This is a genomic window from Bacillus kalamii (assembly GCF_047238185.1).
In the GTDB taxonomy this organism is placed as follows: domain Bacteria; phylum Bacillota; class Bacilli; order Bacillales; family DSM-1321; genus Bacillus_AD.
In genome coordinates, this window is the sequence record NZ_JBDFMI010000001.1 from 2,294,880 (window position 1) to 2,312,318 (window position 17,439).

The following is a 17,439-nucleotide window of genomic DNA, read 5'->3' on the forward strand; positions in this document are numbered from 1 at the left end:
GCGCCTCCCCCACCTATTCTAATGGATGGGACTTCTTTTTGCCAGCTTCCTTGTCCAGCTTATAGATAAAAGCAAACACTTCCGCAACCGCTTCATACAATTCCGGGGGGATTGATTCATTGATATTCAGCTTTCCAAGCAGCTCAGCAAGCGTCGGGTCCTCCTGGATAGGAATATGGTTTTCTTTAGCGCGCTCCAGAATACTGTCTGCTATTTTCCCTTTCCCTTTTGCAATCAGTTTAGGCGACGCATCCTGATCGGAATCATACTTTAATGCAATGGCTTCTTTTCGTTTATCTGTCATATTCTAATATCCACTCCATTATAGGATGGTTGCCCTTCTAACAATTTGCCGAGATCCACCTGGTCTTGTATAGAAAAATCATTGGCTGGCTCTTCAAAAGAAACTCCAGATACTTTATAGCCTATTTCCTCTAATTTTTCTTTGCATATTTTCATATATGGGCTCGATATTTTCTTTAAAACATTCGCATGTTCATTTTTGATCTCGATTTTCATGACTCTATTTTGCACAACCATATCTATGACCGTTTCGTTTAAATGCTCTAGGTCCAAATAGAAAAGTACCCTGCAAAAAGAGGGATCAATTTCTCCGTTCGATGATTCCCTGCCGCTCCATTGCATGGAGACATCGCTCCGGAAATGCCCGAAAGAGAATGGAATCTGCATAAAGAAATGTTGAAGCGGTCCTGTTTGATTTGATAAGATTTGTTGCCCTGTTATTTTATTCAGTAATTGTTCAGCATGCTCCTTGACGGCAGGATTCTGGGTTTCAGCCAATACTTTCATAAGAAGAGGCTTTAGAGTCATTAACTCTTGTTCTTTTATGGCGGACCCTTTCTCAGTGTGCGCTAAGTAATGCTCAAAGCCTAAACCGAGCAAACGGATCGCCTGTTTGATTTCATTGCCTATCAGCGCGGATGATGGCTGCTGAAGCTGTTGTCTCTCTGCATACAAAACTTTTGTGATTAATTGGCGGTCCCAATGGTTATAAACGTCTTCCATTGGGGAAACTTCTGATTTGGATAACAGGTTGATGATCTGTTGCTTTGGAAGCCGATATCCATTTTCCGCTCCAGCGCTTTTGGATAAAATCTGCAGGTTCTCTTTTGAACTCGATATTTCATTTACCGTTGATTGAATATAAAGAAGTAATTGCTTTGCGCTTGGTACAATGTTCATACTTGCCTGCATAGGTTGATTCCCGGCGGCTGTTATTCGGGAGGATGTTGATTGGCGTGTCTGCTCTCCACTAGAGCGTACAACCGTATGTCCCGTATGACTGTTCATGTTCGTTTGTTCCCAAAGCTGTTTCAGACTCTTCCATAGCTTATATTCATCACTCGATTGGGGTGTATGTACTATTCGTTCATTGATTTTATTCCTAAGTTGGGAAACCAGTTCGATTTGTTTCTCCTGGATTCCTTCATTCTTGTTCAACTGTCCCAATAATAGGGCCGCTTCTTGGATGGAGGGATTTTTTACAATTCTCCCGCTCTTTGCCATATCAATCAGGGCATCCATGATAACGTCCTCTTGCCGGCTGTTTTTAGGGAACATACCAATGTTTTGCAGAATCCTGAAAAGGTGGTCCTTTAATTCTCCCTTTGATGCAAGCCATGTCGAATACAGCTTTTTCAGTCCTCTTTCCGCCACTTTATCTGCCGGGGATTCCATCATATATGATAAGACACCTTTGAGGTTCTGCTCTGCCTCATTCTCTGGCATCTCCAGTGCGTGCATAAGTGTTTGGATGGATGTATGCATCGGCATCTTTTCCTCTAAAGAAAACAACGCTTTAAAGATTGATTCATTCATAGGCAGATTCAGCGAATGCATCGTCTTTAGTACATTCAGTACCTGATTCGATTTTTCCGGCATCGAGAGGAACTGTAATGCTTGCGAAAACTCTTCCTTCGTGACAGGCATCTGGTTTTTTACAAAAAACTGGGCAAGCAACATACTCTCCTTCGACGAATGGATTGATAGATGCTGCAATAATTGAATGGCCATGTCCTTGATGCTCTGGCTGCCGCCATTCCCTGGCAACACTTTTAACGCCGTGGTGTCACCAGTTTGCTGAACCTGGAACCAATATCTTTCACCGACGGCGATCGGGGCATCCAGCATCGCCGTATATTTATTTGCGCCTATAGAAATTTCAGCTGTCTGATTGCTATAGATTTTATTAATTTTTGCATAAACCATCTGTCCGTCCCTTAAAGCCGGCGTTTGCTCTGGGCCTGTCTGTGGCGGCAGGCTTTGGCCAATATTCATTGTTTGCATCCTATCACATCCTACTCATATGAATGAACCCGCCTCAGACACTTATCTTTCCTGCCTGCGCAAAGCTCCCACTATATCTTTTACTGGAGCAAAGCTCTTCCTGTGGATTGGCGTAATGCCAAATTGGTCCAAAGCCGAAAGGTGCTCCTTCGTTCCATATCCCATATTATTCCGAAATCCATATTCTGGATAAGTCGTATCATATTCGCACATTAGATGGTCTCTTGTTACTTTGGCAATAATTGATGCTGCTGAAATGGAAACACTTTTCGCATCCCCTTTAATGATGGATTCCTGAGGCAATCCAACGGGTAATTTCATAGCATCAATCAATAAGTAATCTGGTGTATGTTTCAGCCCATTTATTGCTTCAAGCATTGCTTTTTTGGAGGCTTCATATATGTTGATTTCATCAATCACACCGCTTTCGATAATGCCGATTCCGATATCCGCACCAGAATCGATGATATGTCCATAATAAAGCTCTCTGTTTTTTTCCGTAATTTTTTTTGAATCATCCAAGCCTAAAAGGACAAAATCCTCCGGCAATACGACAGCAGCAGCCACAACCGGCCCGGCCAATGGACCCCTTCCCACTTCATCTATTCCTGCAATGGCCTGAAAGCCTTTTGTACGGCCATCTCTTTCATACCGGTTCATTTCGGTCCATTTTGATTGAAGAAGTTGTTTTTTCTGTTGTTTTTTCCTCCATTGTTCCAATGCCTTCTGGACGCCCTTCCGTTCATCCTTTTTGCATAGTTCAATAAAAGGGTCATCAGAATGGTCGATTTCCCTTAATAGAGCTTGAATCTCTTGGATACTCTGAGGTTTATTCATAAGCCTGTTCACTTCCTATTATTTTTTATATCGGCACACCCGCAAAAAAATAAAGCTCCCGGGTAAGGGAGCTTATTCTTCTTCTTGTTCTGGCGGGGGCATTTCCAGTGTAATTCTTCCTAATCTAACTGATCTCAGCTCACGGATAATCAATTCTGCCGTTTTATCATAGTCAATTATACCGCCGCCTGCAAGGACGCCGCGATTCTTTCCGATTGCATCGAATAACTCGACAATGTCCTCCGGAATTTCAGTCAGCTGAAAACGCTCTTCAAGCGTGCCAGGATAGTTCTCCTGCAGGAAGCGCAATACATAAATGGCTAATTCCTGCTGATTTAAGAGTGTATCTTTAATAGCCCCGGTCACAGCAAGGCGTTTTCCAATTTCCTGGTCTTCAAATTTTGGCCAAAGAATACCTGGAGTATCTAACAGCTCCAACTCCTTGCCCACTTTGATCCATTGCTGTGCCTTAGTGACACCAGGCATGTTCCCTGTTTTAGCGATGTTCTTTTTGGCAAGCCTATTGATAAAAGTAGATTTGCCGACATTTGGTATTCCGACAATCATTGCGCGGATTGCTCTCGGCTTAACCCCTTTTGCTTTCAGGCGGTCAAGCTTTTCTTTCAGTATCGTCTTTGATACAGTCGTTATTTGCGATAAGCCGCTGCCTTCCTGCGAATTAATAGCAAGTGCGGTGATGCCCCTGCTTTTAAAATAATCAAGCCATTGGGACGTCTTATGCGGATCAGCCATATCGGCTTTGTTCAATAGGACCAAACGGGGTTTATGCTGAATGATCTCATCAATCATTGGATTTCGTGAAGATAGCGGCAATCTTGCATCCACTAATTCATACATAATATCCACTAGTTTTAACTTCTCTGTAACTTCTCTTCTAGCCTTGGCCATATGGCCTGGAAACCATTGAATAGTCACTGGTATCCACCTTTCTTATTTAACGATTCTCATATCCTTGATCGGCCAGTAAACAACGCTAGTCTTCCCGACTACATCATCCATAGAAACAAAGCCGATCTGTCTTGAGTCTTTTGAATTTCTTCTGTTATCTCCCATTACAAATAAATGGCCTTCCGGCACCTTTTGCACGCCTCTATTTTCAAGAAGCGTAAAATTTTCAGTCAAAGGTCCGCCAATCACCTGTTTTTTATACTCATCCAAATATGGTTCTTTATACGCTTTCCCATTGACATACAATACATCGTCCTTATATTCAATCGTATCGCCCGGTAAGCCAATTACGCGCTTAATATAATCTTTCTTTTCAGGAGCATGGAATACGATGATATCGAAACGGTCTGGTTCCCCGATTTTATACGATATTTTATTGACGATCATTCTGTCTTTATCATGTAAGGTTGGCATCATCGAATATCCATCCACTACAATTGGGGCCAGAAGGAAAAAACGAATGATGGCAGCCAATGCTATGGCAATCAACAGCGCTTTTGTCCATTCCCATGTTTCATTCTTCTTTTTTGCCATTACTTTTCACCAGCCAGTGCAGATATTTTAAACTGTGAACACAAATGTGTACAGCTATCATCAAGTATAAGGAGGCTGATATCGCCCGTCAATCAAACACAGCCTGCCGAAAAAATCTATGTATTGCATTATAATTGGGCTTTGCGCTAGCCGGCAAGCCATTATGACTTAGTAAAAAAAGAGCTTGAAATATCAAGCTCTTTTTTCATGCATTCATTGTATTTCCATTTATGTCAGCTAGGCTGCCAGTTTTGGAAAATTAGCGGATCTCTTTAATACGAGCTGCTTTACCGCGAAGGCTGCGTAGGTAGTAAAGTTTCGCACGACGTACTTTACCGCGACGAACTACTTCAAGGTTAGCGATTTTTGGTGTGTGTACAGGGAATGTACGCTCAACGCCAACACCGTAAGAAATCTTACGAACTGTGAAAGTTTCGCTAATTCCGCCACCGCGACGCTTAATTACAACACCTTCAAAGATCTGGATACGCTCACGAGTTCCCTCTACAACCTTAACGTGTACACGTACTGTGTCACCAGGGCGGAAAGATGGAAGATCTGTGCGTAATTGTTCTTTAGTAATTTCGTGAATTAATTGTTGCATCTTTTTCAACTCCTCCTACGGATGCTCTTGCAAGTCCAATTGCCCACAGCGGAACATCGTTATCAGTGACAAGGAATATTACTTTCCAAGCCACGAGATTTATAATACCATACATGCATTTGTTATGCAATACTCACTTATTATTTTTAATATCTTCCAGCCATTTTTTCTCTTGTTCATTTAATGTATGGCTGTCTAATAGGTCAGGGCGCCGGTTCCACGTTCTGCGCAGGCTTTCTTTCATGCGCCATTCGTCTATCAACTTGTGATTCCCTGACATGAGCGCTTCCGGCACTTTCATGCCTCTGAAATCATACGGACGCGTATAATGCGGATGCTCCAGTAAACCGGAAGAATACGAATCAAGAACCGGAGAATCTTCATTGCCCAGGACGCCTGGAAGCAAACGCACAACACTGTCGATAATCACCATAGCTCCAAGCTCTCCGCCAGTCAGCACATAATCGCCCAAAGAAATTTCATCTGTCACTACATGCTCCCGGATCCGTTCATCATACCCTTCATAATGGCCGCAAATAAAAATCAAATGCTCTTCTTTTGCGAGCTCTTCCGCTTTTTTCTGGTCATATCGCTCTCCCTGTGGGCATAGCAAGATAACTCTCGGCTTCGCGGCCTCGCTCTTTTCTCTGGCATGGGCGACTGCATCAAATATAGGCTGAGCTTTCAAAACCATGCCTGCCCCGCCTCCATAAGGATAATCGTCCACCGTATGATGCTTATTATCCGAGAAGTCCCTGAAGTTGATGACATTATAAGAGGCTGATCCTTTTTCTTCTGCTTTTTTCAGAATGGAGGAACCGAAAACACCAGTAAACATTTCCGGAAACAACGATAAGACATCGATTTTCATGATAATAATCCTTCCATGGGCTCAATGGTAATGAGCTTGCCTTCAATATCAATCTTTTTAACGATCTCTTCAATGTAAGGAATCAATACATCCTTGCCCTTTTTTCCTTTGATTACCCATACATCATTCGCACCTGGGGTTAGTATTTCATATATAGTCCCGATTTCTTCCCCTTCGACTGTTACAACCTTACAGCCGATAATTTCGTGGAAATAATATTCATCCTTCCCCAATTCGGAAAGGAAAGATTCAGGGACTTTAAGAAGGCTCTCTTTGAACTGGACAACATGATCCATATTATAGTACCCCTCGAAGGATAGCAGATCAAAATTCTTATGTTTTCTATGGGAAGCTACAATTAATTTCAGGGGTTTTGGCTGACCCTCTTTGAACAGAAATAAAGCGTTGCCGACTTTATATCTTTCATCAGCAAAATCTGTTTGTGAAATAACTCTCACTTCACCTTTTAAACCATGTGTATTTACTATTTTGCCTACATTAAACCATTTTTCCACTTTTCACACCTCTACCGGATTTCTGTCACTTTTCCATCTGTGACGATAATGGTTCGAGCTTTGGTCAACTCTTCCCAATCACTGCCTATTTCCACGTCCACAAGCGCTTCTACTTCCCGCTCCTTCAATTCGCTGCCGATGGGAAGAATATCAAGCTGCTCCACCTTATATTCGAGCAATTTGATTTTTTCATTACGATTGGAGATTTCTTTTTCAAAATGGATTTTCAAACTCATCGGCTGCACTTTTTTCGTTTTTTCGAACTTTTTCATTTCGAATTTCAATTGATCGATTTCTTTTTGCAATTGCGCACGTTGATTATCATATTTATTGAGGAGTTGATTCTTGCTGTTTTCAGTTAAAACTTGGTTGACAGTGATCGTTTGCAGAATCCTCATGTTTGCCCCTCCTGACCCTATTCCATTTTTTCGAAACGTATGTATGAAAAATTCTTTTCCAACCAGGCACCGAATTGTTTAGACAGCATCAGTACCCATTATCTATTTGTATTCTTATTATTTTATCATACCAAAAAAGGAGGGGATTAGCCCTCCTATTCGGAAATCTCTAGATAGATTTTCTTTTGCTGCGCAGAACCCGCTGCATAAATAACAGTACGAATCGCTTTCGCAACACGCCCTTGTTTTCCGATCACTTTCCCCATATCTTCCTTGTGGACAGATAAAGTATACGTAATCGAATGCTCGTCTTCCTGCTCTCTTACTGAGATATCTTCCGGATGATCGACAAGTGACGCTACAATTGTTTTGATGAGATCATTCATCATAAACGATAACTTATTTGCCTAATTTTGCATTGTGGAATTTTTCCATAATGCCTTCTTTAGAAAGCAAGTTACGAACTGTATCAGATGGTTTTGCACCATTTGAAAGCCATTTTAAAGTAAGTTCTTCATTGATTTTAACTTCAGCTGGTTGAGTTACAGGATTGTATGTTCCAACCACTTCAATGTAGCGACCGTCACGTGGAGAACGAGAATCTGCTACTACGATACGATAAAAAGGAGATTTTTTTGCTCCCATACGTTTTAAACGAATTTTAACTGCCATTTTAAAAAGCACCTCTTCCGAATAGTTTCACACAAGATAATATATTATCAAAAGTATTATTAGTTTGTAAAGGTTTTTTTCTTAACAGTGATAAAAACCTTACATAAAAGGGAGTTTGAACCCTTTTTTCTTGCCTTTTTGCATATTGGTCATCTGTTTCATCATTTTTTTCATCTCATCGAATTGCTTCAGCAAACGATTCACTTCTTGTATCGTCCGCCCGCTTCCTTTGGCAATCCGTTTACGGCGGCTCGCATTGATCAGCTCCGGATTTTCTTTCTCCTTCGCGGTCATTGAGCGAATGATCGCTTCCACATGCCCAATTTGCTTCTCATCAATGGATACATTGTTGAGCCCCTTCATTTTGTTCGCCCCAGGCAGCATTTTCAACAGGTCATCAAGAGGACCCATGTTTCGGACTTGGCCAAGCTGCTCCAGGAAATCGTCAAAAGTAAAGGATTGGTTGCGAATTTTCTTTTCAAGTTCTTTAGCTTTCTCCTCATCGACATTGGCCTGCGCTTTCTCAATAAGGGAAAGCATATCGCCCATGCCTAAAATGCGGGAAGCCATTCGTTCAGGATGGAACACTTCCAGTGCGTCCAACTTCTCGCCCATACCGATGAACTTAATCGGCGTGTTCGTTACAGAACGGATTGATAATGCAGCACCTCCGCGTGTATCTCCATCAAGCTTTGTCAAAACAACGCCTGTAAGGCCCAGTTGATCATTGAAGCTTTGCGATACATCAACGGCGCTCTGGCCGGTCATACTGTCGACAACCAGGAATATTTCATCCGGTTGAGCGACTTCCTTCACATCCTGAAGTTCCTTCATCAAGTCTTCATCAATGTGAAGGCGTCCGGCCGTATCAATCAGAACATAATCATTATGCTGCTCTTTGGCTTGCTCGATGGCCTGCTTCGCAATTTCTACAGGGCTCACTTGGTCGCCCAATGAAAATACTGGCATATCCAATTGCTTGCCCAGTGTTTCCAGCTGTTTAATGGCAGCAGGACGATATATGTCCGCCGCTACAAGTAACGGTGAACGGTTATATTTTTTTCGAAGCAGATTAGCAAGCTTACCTGTAGTGGTCGTTTTACCGGCACCTTGCAGACCAACCATCAGAATAACTGTCGGAGGGCGCTTGGATACGGCAATCTTGCTTTGTTCCCCACCCATCAAGAGTGTCAGCTCTTCCTTAACGACCTTAATGACCTGTTGGCCCGGTGTCAAGCTTTTGAGAACTTCTTGCCCAACTGCGCGTTCACTGACGCGCTTGATAAAATCTCTGACAACCTTAAAGTTAACGTCAGCCTCCAAAAGAGCGAGCTTCACTTCACGCATCATCTCTTTGACGTCTGATTCATTAACCTTTCCTTTGCCTTTGATTTTTTGCATCGTGCTCTGCAGTCGGTCGGCTAATCCTTCAAATGCCATACATGCCGCCTCCTAATCCAATTTCTCAAGTTCGGTAATCAAATCAAGCGATTTCGTATGATCAGACGAAGCAACTGCTTCTTTTAACTGTTGATTAAGAGTACTTCGCTTTTGAAATTTCTCAAATAATAAAAGCTTTGCTTCATAATCCTCAAGCATCGCTTCCGTTCTTTTAATGTTATCATAGACTGCTTGCCTACTGACATTATATTCTTCGGCAATTTCACCTAAGGAGAAATCATCAAGATAATAAAGCGCCATGTAGCTTTGCTGCTTTTCCGTCAACAACGATTGATAAAAATCATAGAGATAATTCATTCTCGTCGTCTTTTCAAGCATGTGCTGCTGCATACGTCGCCCTCCTTATGTTAAGTAAAAATCCTTTACGTCTTACAGTGTACAAAATTACAAACAACTTGTCAAGGCAATTTCTTTACAAGAAGAAAAGCGGAATGCGCCTGCTTACCCCGGAAAGCTTTAGGCAAGGCACTATCAAAGGCTGTCCTTTGCCTTTGACAGTGGATTGACTGAAGGCCTCGAGCGCAGGCAGATACGGTCCCAACTGCATAAAAAGCTGTTCTACACCAACCGGAGAGAACAGCTTCATTTTATTATTCTTCGGCTTTTTCCACTAAATCCGCAAAGAGGCCGTACACATATTTTTCAGCATCAAATTCCTGCAAGTCGTCCATTTTTTCACCAAGGCCGACAAATTTCACTGGAATGCCCAATTCGTTTTTGATCGCCAAAACGATTCCACCTTTTGCAGTTCCATCAAGTTTTGTCAATACAATACCAGTCACATTGGTTGCTTCCTTAAACATTTTCGCCTGCACCAATGCATTTTGCCCAGTAGTGGCATCCAGCACAAGAATAACCTCATGTGGAGCGCCCGGCACTTCACGTTCGATGACTTTTTTCACTTTTTCAAGCTCTTTCATCAAATTGACTTTATTTTGAAGGCGGCCGGCAGTATCGCAAAGCAACACATCGACATTGCGGGACTTTGCCGCTTGGACGGCGTCAAACATGACAGCGGCTGGATCTGAGCCTTCAGCTTGCTTTACGACCGTAACGCCTGTTCGTTCACCCCATACTTCCAGCTGGTCAATCGCCCCGGCACGGAATGTGTCTCCTGCAGCAAGCATGACATTTTTGCCTGCTGTTTTATATTTATGGGCCAACTTTCCGATTGTTGTCGTTTTTCCAACTCCATTAACGCCAACGAAAAGGATAACCGTCAATTCATGATCCAAATGGATAGAAGGATCGCTTTCTTCATTATTCCGGTAGATGTCAACCAGCTTTTCCGAAATAACAGACTGAACTTCCTGCGGATCCTGTATATTTCTCAATTTAACTTCCTTTTTCAATTGCTCGATCAATTCCATCACAGTATTGAAACCGACATCTGCAGTAATAAGAATTTCTTCCAGTTCTTCGAAAAAGTCTTCATCTACTTTTCGGTAGCGGGCAACAAGACCGTTCACCTTTTCTGCAAATGAATTTCTCGTTTTAGATAAACCATCTTTAAATTTTTCACTTGTTTGGTCAGTCGCTGACGTAAACTTATCTTTCAACTTCTTAAAAAAACTCATCGTTTCACTTCCTATTTCATTTGTTCTTCTAATTCCGGATCATCCATCCGGACGGAAACCAATTTGGAGACTCCGGATTCCTGCATTGTGATTCCATATAGGACATCTGCAGATTCCATCGTCCCTTTTCGATGGGTAATCACGATAAATTGCGTTTGTTCGCTGAATTTTCTCAGGAACTGGCTGAAGCGGTGTACATTTGCTTCATCCAACGCAGCTTCCACTTCGTCCAATATACAGAAAGGCACAGGGCGAACAAGTAGGATGGAGAACAGAAGGGCAATGGCTGTCAATGCCCGCTCTCCGCCTGAGAGCAATCCTAAATTCTGCAGTTTTTTCCCTGGCGGCTGTGCAATGATCTCAACACCTGTATTCAGCAAGTCATCAGGGTCAGTCAATTTCAATTCAGCTTTTCCGCCCCCGAATAACTGTTGGAAAACATGGCCGAACTCTGCCCTGATCCCTTCAAATGTTTCCTGGAATCTCCGCTTCATCTCCACATCCATTTCATCTATTACCTGGAACAATGTATTTTTTGCTTCCATCAAATCTTCTCTCTGCTCGGTTAAGAAATGGTACCGTTCGTAAACCCGTTCATATTCATCGATCGCACCAATATTAATTGTGCCGAGTTCATCGATCGCCATACGGATCAGTTTTACTTTTTTCTTTGTCTCCTCTGGCGGCGAAGTCAATAGATACGTTTCTTTAGCAGCTTCGAACGTCAGCATATATTCCTCTTGAAGATGATGAAGGCGATTGTCAAGCTCCACGTCCAATCGATTGATTTTCACTTCTTCATCCTTCATCGCTTCCGCAAATCCTTTATGCATCCGCTTTAACTCCTGCAACTGAAGCTCTTCATCATCGAGCACCAGAGTGAGTTTTTGCCTTTCATCCCTGCGTGCAGAAATAAGACGGACAGTTTCTTCTTTATCTATTAACTTTTGCTTAGCATCCTCTTCAAGTTTCTCTTCTCCTGAGGAATTGGATTTCATATTATCAGATAAAAGTTCCAGATCTTCCTGTGCTTCTTTCTGTTTTTTTGTCCATTGTGCTAAATCCTTTTGGACGCGGTTATGTTTTTCTTGTATGCTCCGCAATATTTCATTCTTTGATGCGAATGAAACCTTTAATTCATGCATTTCATTTGTAAGCTCTTCCTTAGAACTTTGCTGAGTTTGCTTTTTGTCTGTAAGCTGGTCAATGGCCTCTTTTTGCCGGATTGACTGCTCGTCACACTTCTGAAGGAATGACTCCAATTCATTTAGTCTGGTTTTCTTGGATAGTGTATCTCTGTCAAGATCATCCTTCTCGATATCATACAGTGAAAGTCTGTCATTCATATTTCGTTCTTCGAACTCTACTTCCCGTAAATCGCTTTTTATGCTTTGTTCCTGCATACGCAGATCTTCCTGGACACCTCGAAGGTGTTCTTGCTGCTTTGTTGCTTCAGAGATGGATTCCTTTAACTGTTTCACCTCTTTTTCAAGGGCGTGCGTTTTTTCTTCCATCTGCGGAAGTTTTGAATGGAGATCGTCCAATTCGGCTTTTCTTGAAAGCAATGAATAGTTCTTTCCTTTAGAGCCTCCCCCGGTCATACTTCCACCAGGGTTGACCACATCTCCATCCAAAGTAACAAGCCGGTATCGGTATTGAAGCATTTTGGCCAGTTCATTGGCGCCTTTTAAGTCGTTAGTAATAATAACTGTTCCCAATAAATTAGAGATGACTGATGCATACTTCGGATGATGGTCAAGTAGTTGGGAAGCCACTCCGACATAAGAGGGATGCCCAGAAATGACTTGCAATTGATTTTGGGCAATATGCCTTTCCTTCATAACCGACAGCGGCAGGAATGTCGCCCTGCCAAATGCATTATTTTTCAGGAACTGGATTGCGCGGCGGGCATGTTCCTCGGCCGCAACGACAATATGCTGGGTAGCCGACCCCAAAGCGGTTTCAATGGCTGTATTGTATTGTTTAGGGACCGTTATCAATTCGGCTACTGCCCCTTCAATGCCGTCTAGTTGTTTAGACTTCAGCACTTCTTTTACACCTTGGAAAAACCCGGCGTATTCATCCTCCATTCCTTGGAGAATATCGATTCTGGATTGGCATTGCTGGACATATTGATAGGCTTTATATAAAGTCTTTTCCTGTGATTCATACTTGGACTGCCATTTTTCCAATTGATTTTTGCCTTTGAAAAAAAGCTCGGCTTGAGCATCCATTTTTTTCTTCAATGAATCAAGCAGTCCGGTCAGTTCTGCCCGTCTCTCACTGATTGCAGCCCTCTTAGCGACAAATCCCTCATTCTCTTTATCAAGGCGGCTATTGCGGGCATGCGTTTGCTGTAGCTGCTGTTCAATCATTCTTTTCTCATTTTTGGCCGCCGCCTGTTGATTCAGCAACTCGATATAGTCACTTTTCAACGCTTCGATCTCTTCTTCAAGACCTCCATTGAACTGAAGAAGGGTGGCTTCTTTTTCAGAAAGGCGTTTCTTTAAATCCGTGACCTCCTGCATAGAAGCTTCAAGCAGCTTCTGATGGGTCTCCTTTTCTATCGCCAAACTGGCTAGATGCCCTTTCGCTTCTTCAATTGTGTCATGAAGCTGCTGCCTGCTTTGAGTGGCATTTTTTTTGCGCTCAATCAGGACATTCTTCTTCCCTTCCAGCTTTTCAAGCTCTTCAGTCGTATGAAGCAGCACTTCTTGAAGATCGTTGATTGATTCATCCAATGCTGTAATCGTATCGCGGAGTTTAACGATGCCGCTTTCTTTTTTCAGCAGTTCAGTGTTCAATTCACTTTCTTTATGCTGATGGGTTTGATGCTGCTCTGAAAGAGTTTTCCAGTTTTGGTGGAGTGTCTCTATTTCATAAACAGTGAGGGCTACTTCATATTCACGGAGCTCTTCTTTCTTCTCCAGATAATCCTTTGCCATGGACGCCTGTATTTTTAGAGGCTCTACCTGTCCCTCTAATTCATACAGGATGTCCTGGACACGGTTCAGATTATCCTGGGTTTCATTCAATTTCACTTCCGCTTTTTTCTTGCGTGTTTTATATTTAAGGACTCCGGCAGCCTCTTCAAAGATGACCCGCCGTTCCTCGGCTTTACTGCTAAGGATTTCTTCAACTTTCCCTTGGGATATGATCGAGAAAGCTTCCCTTCCAAGCCCTGAATCCATGAATAAATCAATAATGTCTTTTAGTCGGCAATTTTGTTTATTGATAAAAAACTCGCTGTCTCCAGAACGGAATACTCTTCTCGTTACACTGACTTCATGAAAATCTATCGGAAGAAAATGGTCTTCGTTTGCGAGGGTAAGCGTTACTTCAGCAAAGTTCAGTGATTTTCTGGAATCGCTGCCTGCAAAGATGATGTCTTCCATTTTGGAGCCGCGGAGCGACTTCGCGGATTGCTCGCCCAGCACCCAGCGTATGGCATCTGTGACATTGCTTTTTCCGCTTCCGTTCGGGCCGACTACTGCTGTCACACCCTTCACAAAGTCGATGGATATCCTCTCTGCGAATGATTTAAATCCTATAACGTCTAATCGTTTGAGGAACAAGTATTATTTCCCCTTTCAACTTCTTTATGTTAATTTCTTTTTATGATTTTTTTAATGTATAAAGTGCTTCCTGCGCAGCTTTTTGCTCAGCTTCTTTTTTGGATCGGCCTACGCCTGTCCCCAAAATATCACCGTTCAGCGATACGTTAGAAACAAATTCTTTATTGTGTGCAGGGCCTTTTTCCATATGGATCTTGTATTCAATCATTCCTACGGCATCCCGCTGCACTAACTCTTGCAATTGGCTTTTATAATCCATCACATGAGAAAAAGCACCTTCATCTATTTTAGGGAATACAGTTTGCTTAAGAAATTCCGAAGCCACTTCCATTCCTTGGTCCAAGTATAAAGCTCCGACAAAGGCTTCGAATACATCCGCCAACAAAGCCGGACGCTCTCTTCCGCCCGTCAACTCTTCTCCTTTTCCAAGAAGGACATATTGACCGAAAGAAAGGGCATGCGCAAAAGTCACCAATGAGGGTTCGCATACAATTGCAGCACGCAGCTTAGTCAGCTCCCCTTCGCTCATTAGCGGATATTTCTTATACAAGTACTGGGATACTGTCAGTTCCAATACTGCATCCCCTAAAAATTCAAGCCGTTCGTTATCTTCATAAGGCTTGCGACGATGCTCATTCACATAAGATGAATGGGTGAAAGCTTGTTTTAAAATTCGCTCACTCGTGAAGTGAAAGCCTATTTCTTCTTGCAACTGTTGAAATTTATTATAATGACCTACTGATTTTTTCTCTTTTCCACTCTTTCGCATAACATCCTCCGAAACCACAAATATAACAACAGTCCACTGTCCGATGTCTAGCCGGATCATGCCGTTGCTATCTTTGTTACATCCATTTAGTATGGTTCTTTATCAGCCCTTTAGGCCAATAAAGCAAATATAGTATAGACAATCCAATCGTCCATCCCTTCTAATTTTACATGAGAGGTTGACGATAAGAAAGCTAAAGTAACAAAAAACAGAAAAAAGCCCGCTCTGGCAATGAAAGGGGGCGCATTCCGTCAATTTGACAGGGAAACGCCGCCATTCATCCAGCCTTGAGCAGGCTTCATCAATAATCTGATATTAGAATTACATATTACTCTTTATGTAATTAACGGCGTCTCCAACCGTTGCGATTTTTTCTGCGTCTTCGTCGGAGATTTCCATACCGAATTCATCTTCAAGCTCCATTACAAGCTCAACTACATCAAGAGAATCAGCACCAAGATCTTCTTTGAAAGAAGCTTCTAGTTTCACTTCTGACTCCTCGACCTCCAAACGGTCAACGACGATTTTTGTGATACGCTCAAACACATCTGCCACTCAAATCACCTCCCTTCAAGTCATTATAGTGTATTTCGACGTTTTAATAAATACGTTTTTCTTACATTAACATAATTTACTGTTCCATGGAACAGTAAAGAGATTACATGACCATCCCACCGTCGATTGTCAACGTTTGGCCGGTCATATAAGAGCTATCTTCAGACGCAAGGAAAGCAACAACTTTCGCAATATCTTCCGGTTGACCGAATCTTGCCAACGGAATTTGGCCCAGCATAGATTGGCGGACTTCCTCAGGCAATTGCTCCGTCATGTCAGTGGAGATGAATCCAGGAGCTACAGCATTGACTGTAATCCCCCTTGCAGCCAATTCCTTGGCCGTACTCTTCGTAAACCCGATCACTCCTGCTTTGGCAGCTACATAGTTAGCCTGGCCTGCATTTCCTGAAATGCCGACGACAGAAGCGACATTGATGATTCTTCCCTGGCGTTGCTTCATCATTGTCCTTGTCACACTCTTCGTGCATAGGAATACACCTTTTAAATTTGTGTTAATGACGGCATCCCATTCATCTTCTTTCATTCTCATCAATAAATTATCCCTTGTAACACCGGCATTATTGACAAGTATATCAATTCGGCCAAAAGCCTCCAGCACTGTTTTGATCATGCTGGCCACTTCATCGGAATTCGATACATCGCACCGGATTGCAAGCCCTTCGCCTCCACCGTCTTTAATCTCTTTCAACACCTGAAGCGCCTTTTCCTCACTGCCTGCGTAATTGACTACGACAGCGGCTCCGCGGCTAGCCAGTTCCAATGCGATTGCACGCCCGATTCCCCTTGAAGCTCCAGTTACAATTGCAACCTTGCCTTTCAGCATCATAACAATTCCTCCTTTAACGCACCAACGACAGCTTGGACTTCTTCCTCACTGCATGCAGAGTATAGTTTCACAGAACGGTTGGTTTTCTTAATTAAACCGGACAATACTTTCCCAGGACCGATTTCCACAAATGTATCAACGCCCAATTCGATCATTTTCTCAACGCAATCCTGCCATAATACAGGAGAATACAATTGCTCAATCAACAGCGATTGTATTTCTTTTGCCGAAGTGACAGGCTGTGCTGTTACATTCGAAATGACGGGAATGGAAGAATCATGCCACTTTTTTGCTCCAAATGCATCCTTCAGTTTAGCTGAAGCCGGCTCCATCAATCTCGAATGGAAAGGACCGCTTACATCCAATGGCAGTACCCTTTTCGCACCGATTTCTTTTGCTCTGTCCGCTACCTCTTTTACCCCTTCAGCCGAACCTGAAATGACGATTTGGCCTGGGCAGTTGATATTGGCCAATTGAACGGATTTTCCTTCAGCCGTAATAGCAGAAGTCAATTCCTCCAGTTTGCTTCGGTCCGAACCGAGTACAGCAGCCATGCTGCCAAGGCCGGCCGGCACAGCTTCTTCCATGAATTCTCCACGTTTCCGGACGAGTGTTACGGCATCCTCAAAAGATAGGACTCCTGCCGCGGCCAAAGCCGTATATTCGCCCAGGCTATGCCCCGCAACAAAGTCAGGATTGATGCCAGCGTCAGTGAAACGCGATAAAACAGCCATTGATGTCGTCAATAAAGCAGGCTGCGTGTTTGCAGTCAATGTCAATTTTTCTTGAGGCCCTTCGAAAATGAGTTTGCTCAATTCATCTCCCAATGCACGGTCAGCAGTAGTGAAGTATTCCTTTACAGAAAGGAACTGCTCACTAAGTTCCTTTCCCATTCCGACTGTTTGTGATCCTTGCCCTGGAAAAACAAAAGCTATTTTTGCCATCATC

At 42.8% G+C, this 17,439-nt stretch carries 19 protein-coding genes; all 19 read right to left on the reverse strand.

Going from position 1 to position 17,439, the window contains the following annotated elements; all coding sequences use genetic code 11:
- Positions 1–13: 13 nt before the first annotated feature.
- On the reverse strand, positions 14–304 hold the full coding sequence (locus ABC357_RS11415) for an EscU/YscU/HrcU family type III secretion system export apparatus switch protein (RefSeq protein WP_412887624.1): 291 nt from the start codon (positions 302–304) through the stop codon (positions 14–16).
- The gene (locus ABC357_RS11420; RefSeq protein ID WP_412887625.1) at positions 301–2,307 is read right to left on the reverse strand and encodes a hypothetical protein; all 2,007 of its coding nucleotides are present in this window, start codon (positions 2,305–2,307) and stop codon (positions 301–303) included. The genes ABC357_RS11415 and ABC357_RS11420 overlap by 4 nt, the downstream gene beginning before the upstream one ends.
- A gap of 42 nt (positions 2,308–2,349) precedes the next feature.
- Complete coding sequence (locus tag ABC357_RS11425; RefSeq protein ID WP_412887626.1) at positions 2,350–3,144, reverse strand: ribonuclease HII; 795 nt, start codon at positions 3,142–3,144, stop codon at positions 2,350–2,352.
- A 72-nt stretch (positions 3,145–3,216) separates the two neighbouring features.
- Positions 3,217–4,080: a ribosome biogenesis GTPase YlqF gene (ylqF, locus tag ABC357_RS11430; RefSeq protein WP_412887627.1), complete on the reverse strand. Its 864-nt coding sequence runs from the start codon at positions 4,078–4,080 to the stop codon at positions 3,217–3,219.
- 15 nt (positions 4,081–4,095) lie between these two features.
- Positions 4,096–4,647 carry a signal peptidase I gene (lepB, locus tag ABC357_RS11435; protein ID WP_412887628.1) on the reverse strand — a complete coding sequence of 184 codons (552 nt, stop codon included), beginning with the start codon at positions 4,645–4,647 and terminating at the stop codon, positions 4,096–4,098.
- A gap of 259 nt (positions 4,648–4,906) precedes the next feature.
- Complete coding sequence (gene rplS / locus ABC357_RS11440) at positions 4,907–5,251, reverse strand: 50S ribosomal protein L19 (protein ID WP_019242330.1); 345 nt, start codon at positions 5,249–5,251, stop codon at positions 4,907–4,909.
- A gap of 133 nt (positions 5,252–5,384) precedes the next feature.
- Positions 5,385–6,122: a tRNA (guanosine(37)-N1)-methyltransferase TrmD gene (trmD, locus tag ABC357_RS11445; RefSeq protein ID WP_412887629.1), complete on the reverse strand. Its 738-nt coding sequence runs from the start codon at positions 6,120–6,122 to the stop codon at positions 5,385–5,387.
- On the reverse strand, positions 6,119–6,637 hold the full coding sequence (gene rimM / locus ABC357_RS11450) for a ribosome maturation factor RimM (RefSeq protein ID WP_412887630.1): 519 nt from the start codon (positions 6,635–6,637) through the stop codon (positions 6,119–6,121). The genes trmD and rimM overlap by 4 nt, the downstream gene beginning before the upstream one ends.
- Positions 6,638–6,648: 11 nt before the next feature.
- Positions 6,649–7,035 carry a YlqD family protein gene (locus ABC357_RS11455; protein ID WP_412887631.1) on the reverse strand — a complete coding sequence of 129 codons (387 nt, stop codon included), beginning with the start codon at positions 7,033–7,035 and terminating at the stop codon, positions 6,649–6,651.
- Positions 7,036–7,190: 155 nt separating this feature from the next.
- Positions 7,191–7,421, reverse strand: a complete 231-nt coding sequence (locus ABC357_RS11460) for a KH domain-containing protein (protein WP_412888643.1) — start codon at positions 7,419–7,421, stop codon at positions 7,191–7,193.
- A 13-nt stretch (positions 7,422–7,434) separates the two neighbouring features.
- Complete coding sequence (rpsP, locus tag ABC357_RS11465) at positions 7,435–7,707, reverse strand: 30S ribosomal protein S16 (RefSeq protein WP_050614750.1); 273 nt, start codon at positions 7,705–7,707, stop codon at positions 7,435–7,437.
- A 99-nt stretch (positions 7,708–7,806) separates the two neighbouring features.
- Positions 7,807–9,147, reverse strand: a complete 1,341-nt coding sequence (gene ffh, locus ABC357_RS11470; protein WP_412887632.1) for a signal recognition particle protein — start codon at positions 9,145–9,147, stop codon at positions 7,807–7,809.
- A gap of 12 nt (positions 9,148–9,159) precedes the next feature.
- Positions 9,160–9,486, reverse strand: coding sequence for a putative DNA-binding protein (locus ABC357_RS11475; protein WP_412888644.1), 327 nt, complete (start codon positions 9,484–9,486; stop codon positions 9,160–9,162).
- 272 nt (positions 9,487–9,758) lie between these two features.
- The gene (gene ftsY / locus ABC357_RS11480) at positions 9,759–10,745 is read right to left on the reverse strand and encodes a signal recognition particle-docking protein FtsY (RefSeq protein WP_412887633.1); all 987 of its coding nucleotides are present in this window, start codon (positions 10,743–10,745) and stop codon (positions 9,759–9,761) included.
- 11 nt (positions 10,746–10,756) lie between these two features.
- Positions 10,757–14,320, reverse strand: a complete 3,564-nt coding sequence (smc, locus tag ABC357_RS11485) for a chromosome segregation protein SMC (RefSeq protein WP_412887634.1) — start codon at positions 14,318–14,320, stop codon at positions 10,757–10,759.
- Positions 14,321–14,360: 40 nt separating this feature from the next.
- Entirely contained in the window at positions 14,361–15,089 is a 729-nt protein-coding gene (rnc, locus tag ABC357_RS11490; RefSeq protein ID WP_412887635.1) for a ribonuclease III, read from the reverse strand.
- A gap of 321 nt (positions 15,090–15,410) precedes the next feature.
- Positions 15,411–15,644: an acyl carrier protein gene (gene acpP, locus ABC357_RS11495; RefSeq protein ID WP_412887636.1), complete on the reverse strand. Its 234-nt coding sequence runs from the start codon at positions 15,642–15,644 to the stop codon at positions 15,411–15,413.
- Between the two features lie 103 nt (positions 15,645–15,747).
- Entirely contained in the window at positions 15,748–16,488 is a 741-nt protein-coding gene (fabG, locus tag ABC357_RS11500; RefSeq protein WP_412888645.1) for a 3-oxoacyl-[acyl-carrier-protein] reductase, read from the reverse strand.
- A complete protein-coding gene (gene fabD, locus ABC357_RS11505; protein WP_412888646.1) occupies positions 16,488–17,435 on the reverse strand; it encodes an ACP S-malonyltransferase in 948 nt (315 codons plus the stop codon). The genes fabG and fabD overlap by 1 nt, the downstream gene beginning before the upstream one ends.
- Positions 17,436–17,439: the final 4 nt, after the last annotated feature.

Bases quoted from the DNA above. Each gene is read 5' to 3' on its own strand.
- ffh (WP_412887632.1), bottom strand. From the start codon at position 9,147: ATGGCATTTGAAGGATTAGCCGACCGACTGCAGAGCACGATGCAAAAA.
- ABC357_RS11425 (WP_412887626.1), bottom strand. From the start codon at position 3,144: ATGAATAAACCTCAGAGTATCCAAGAGATTCAAGCTCTATTAAGGGAA.
- rnc (WP_412887635.1), bottom strand. From the start codon at position 15,089: ATGCGAAAGAGTGGAAAAGAGAAAAAATCAGTAGGTCATTATAATAAA.
- fabD (WP_412888646.1), bottom strand. From the start codon at position 17,435: ATGGCAAAAATAGCTTTTGTTTTTCCAGGGCAAGGATCACAAACAGTC.
- trmD (WP_412887629.1), bottom strand. From the start codon at position 6,122: ATGAAAATCGATGTCTTATCGTTGTTTCCGGAAATGTTTACTGGTGTT.
- ftsY (WP_412887633.1), bottom strand. From the start codon at position 10,745: ATGAGTTTTTTTAAGAAGTTGAAAGATAAGTTTACGTCAGCGACTGAC.
- fabG (WP_412888645.1), bottom strand. From the start codon at position 16,488: ATGCTGAAAGGCAAGGTTGCAATTGTAACTGGAGCTTCAAGGGGAATC.
- lepB (WP_412887628.1), bottom strand. From the start codon at position 4,647: ATGGCAAAAAAGAAGAATGAAACATGGGAATGGACAAAAGCGCTGTTG.
- rpsP (WP_050614750.1), bottom strand. From the start codon at position 7,707: ATGGCAGTTAAAATTCGTTTAAAACGTATGGGAGCAAAAAAATCTCCT.
- ABC357_RS11475 (WP_412888644.1), bottom strand. From the start codon at position 9,486: ATGCTTGAAAAGACGACGAGAATGAATTATCTCTATGATTTTTATCAA.
- ABC357_RS11460 (WP_412888643.1), bottom strand. From the start codon at position 7,421: ATGAATGATCTCATCAAAACAATTGTAGCGTCACTTGTCGATCATCCG.
- rplS (WP_019242330.1), bottom strand. From the start codon at position 5,251: ATGCAACAATTAATTCACGAAATTACTAAAGAACAATTACGCACAGAT.
- ABC357_RS11415 (WP_412887624.1), bottom strand. From the start codon at position 304: ATGACAGATAAACGAAAAGAAGCCATTGCATTAAAGTATGATTCCGAT.
- ABC357_RS11455 (WP_412887631.1), bottom strand. From the start codon at position 7,035: ATGAGGATTCTGCAAACGATCACTGTCAACCAAGTTTTAACTGAAAAC.
- ABC357_RS11420 (WP_412887625.1), bottom strand. From the start codon at position 2,307: ATGCAAACAATGAATATTGGCCAAAGCCTGCCGCCACAGACAGGCCCA.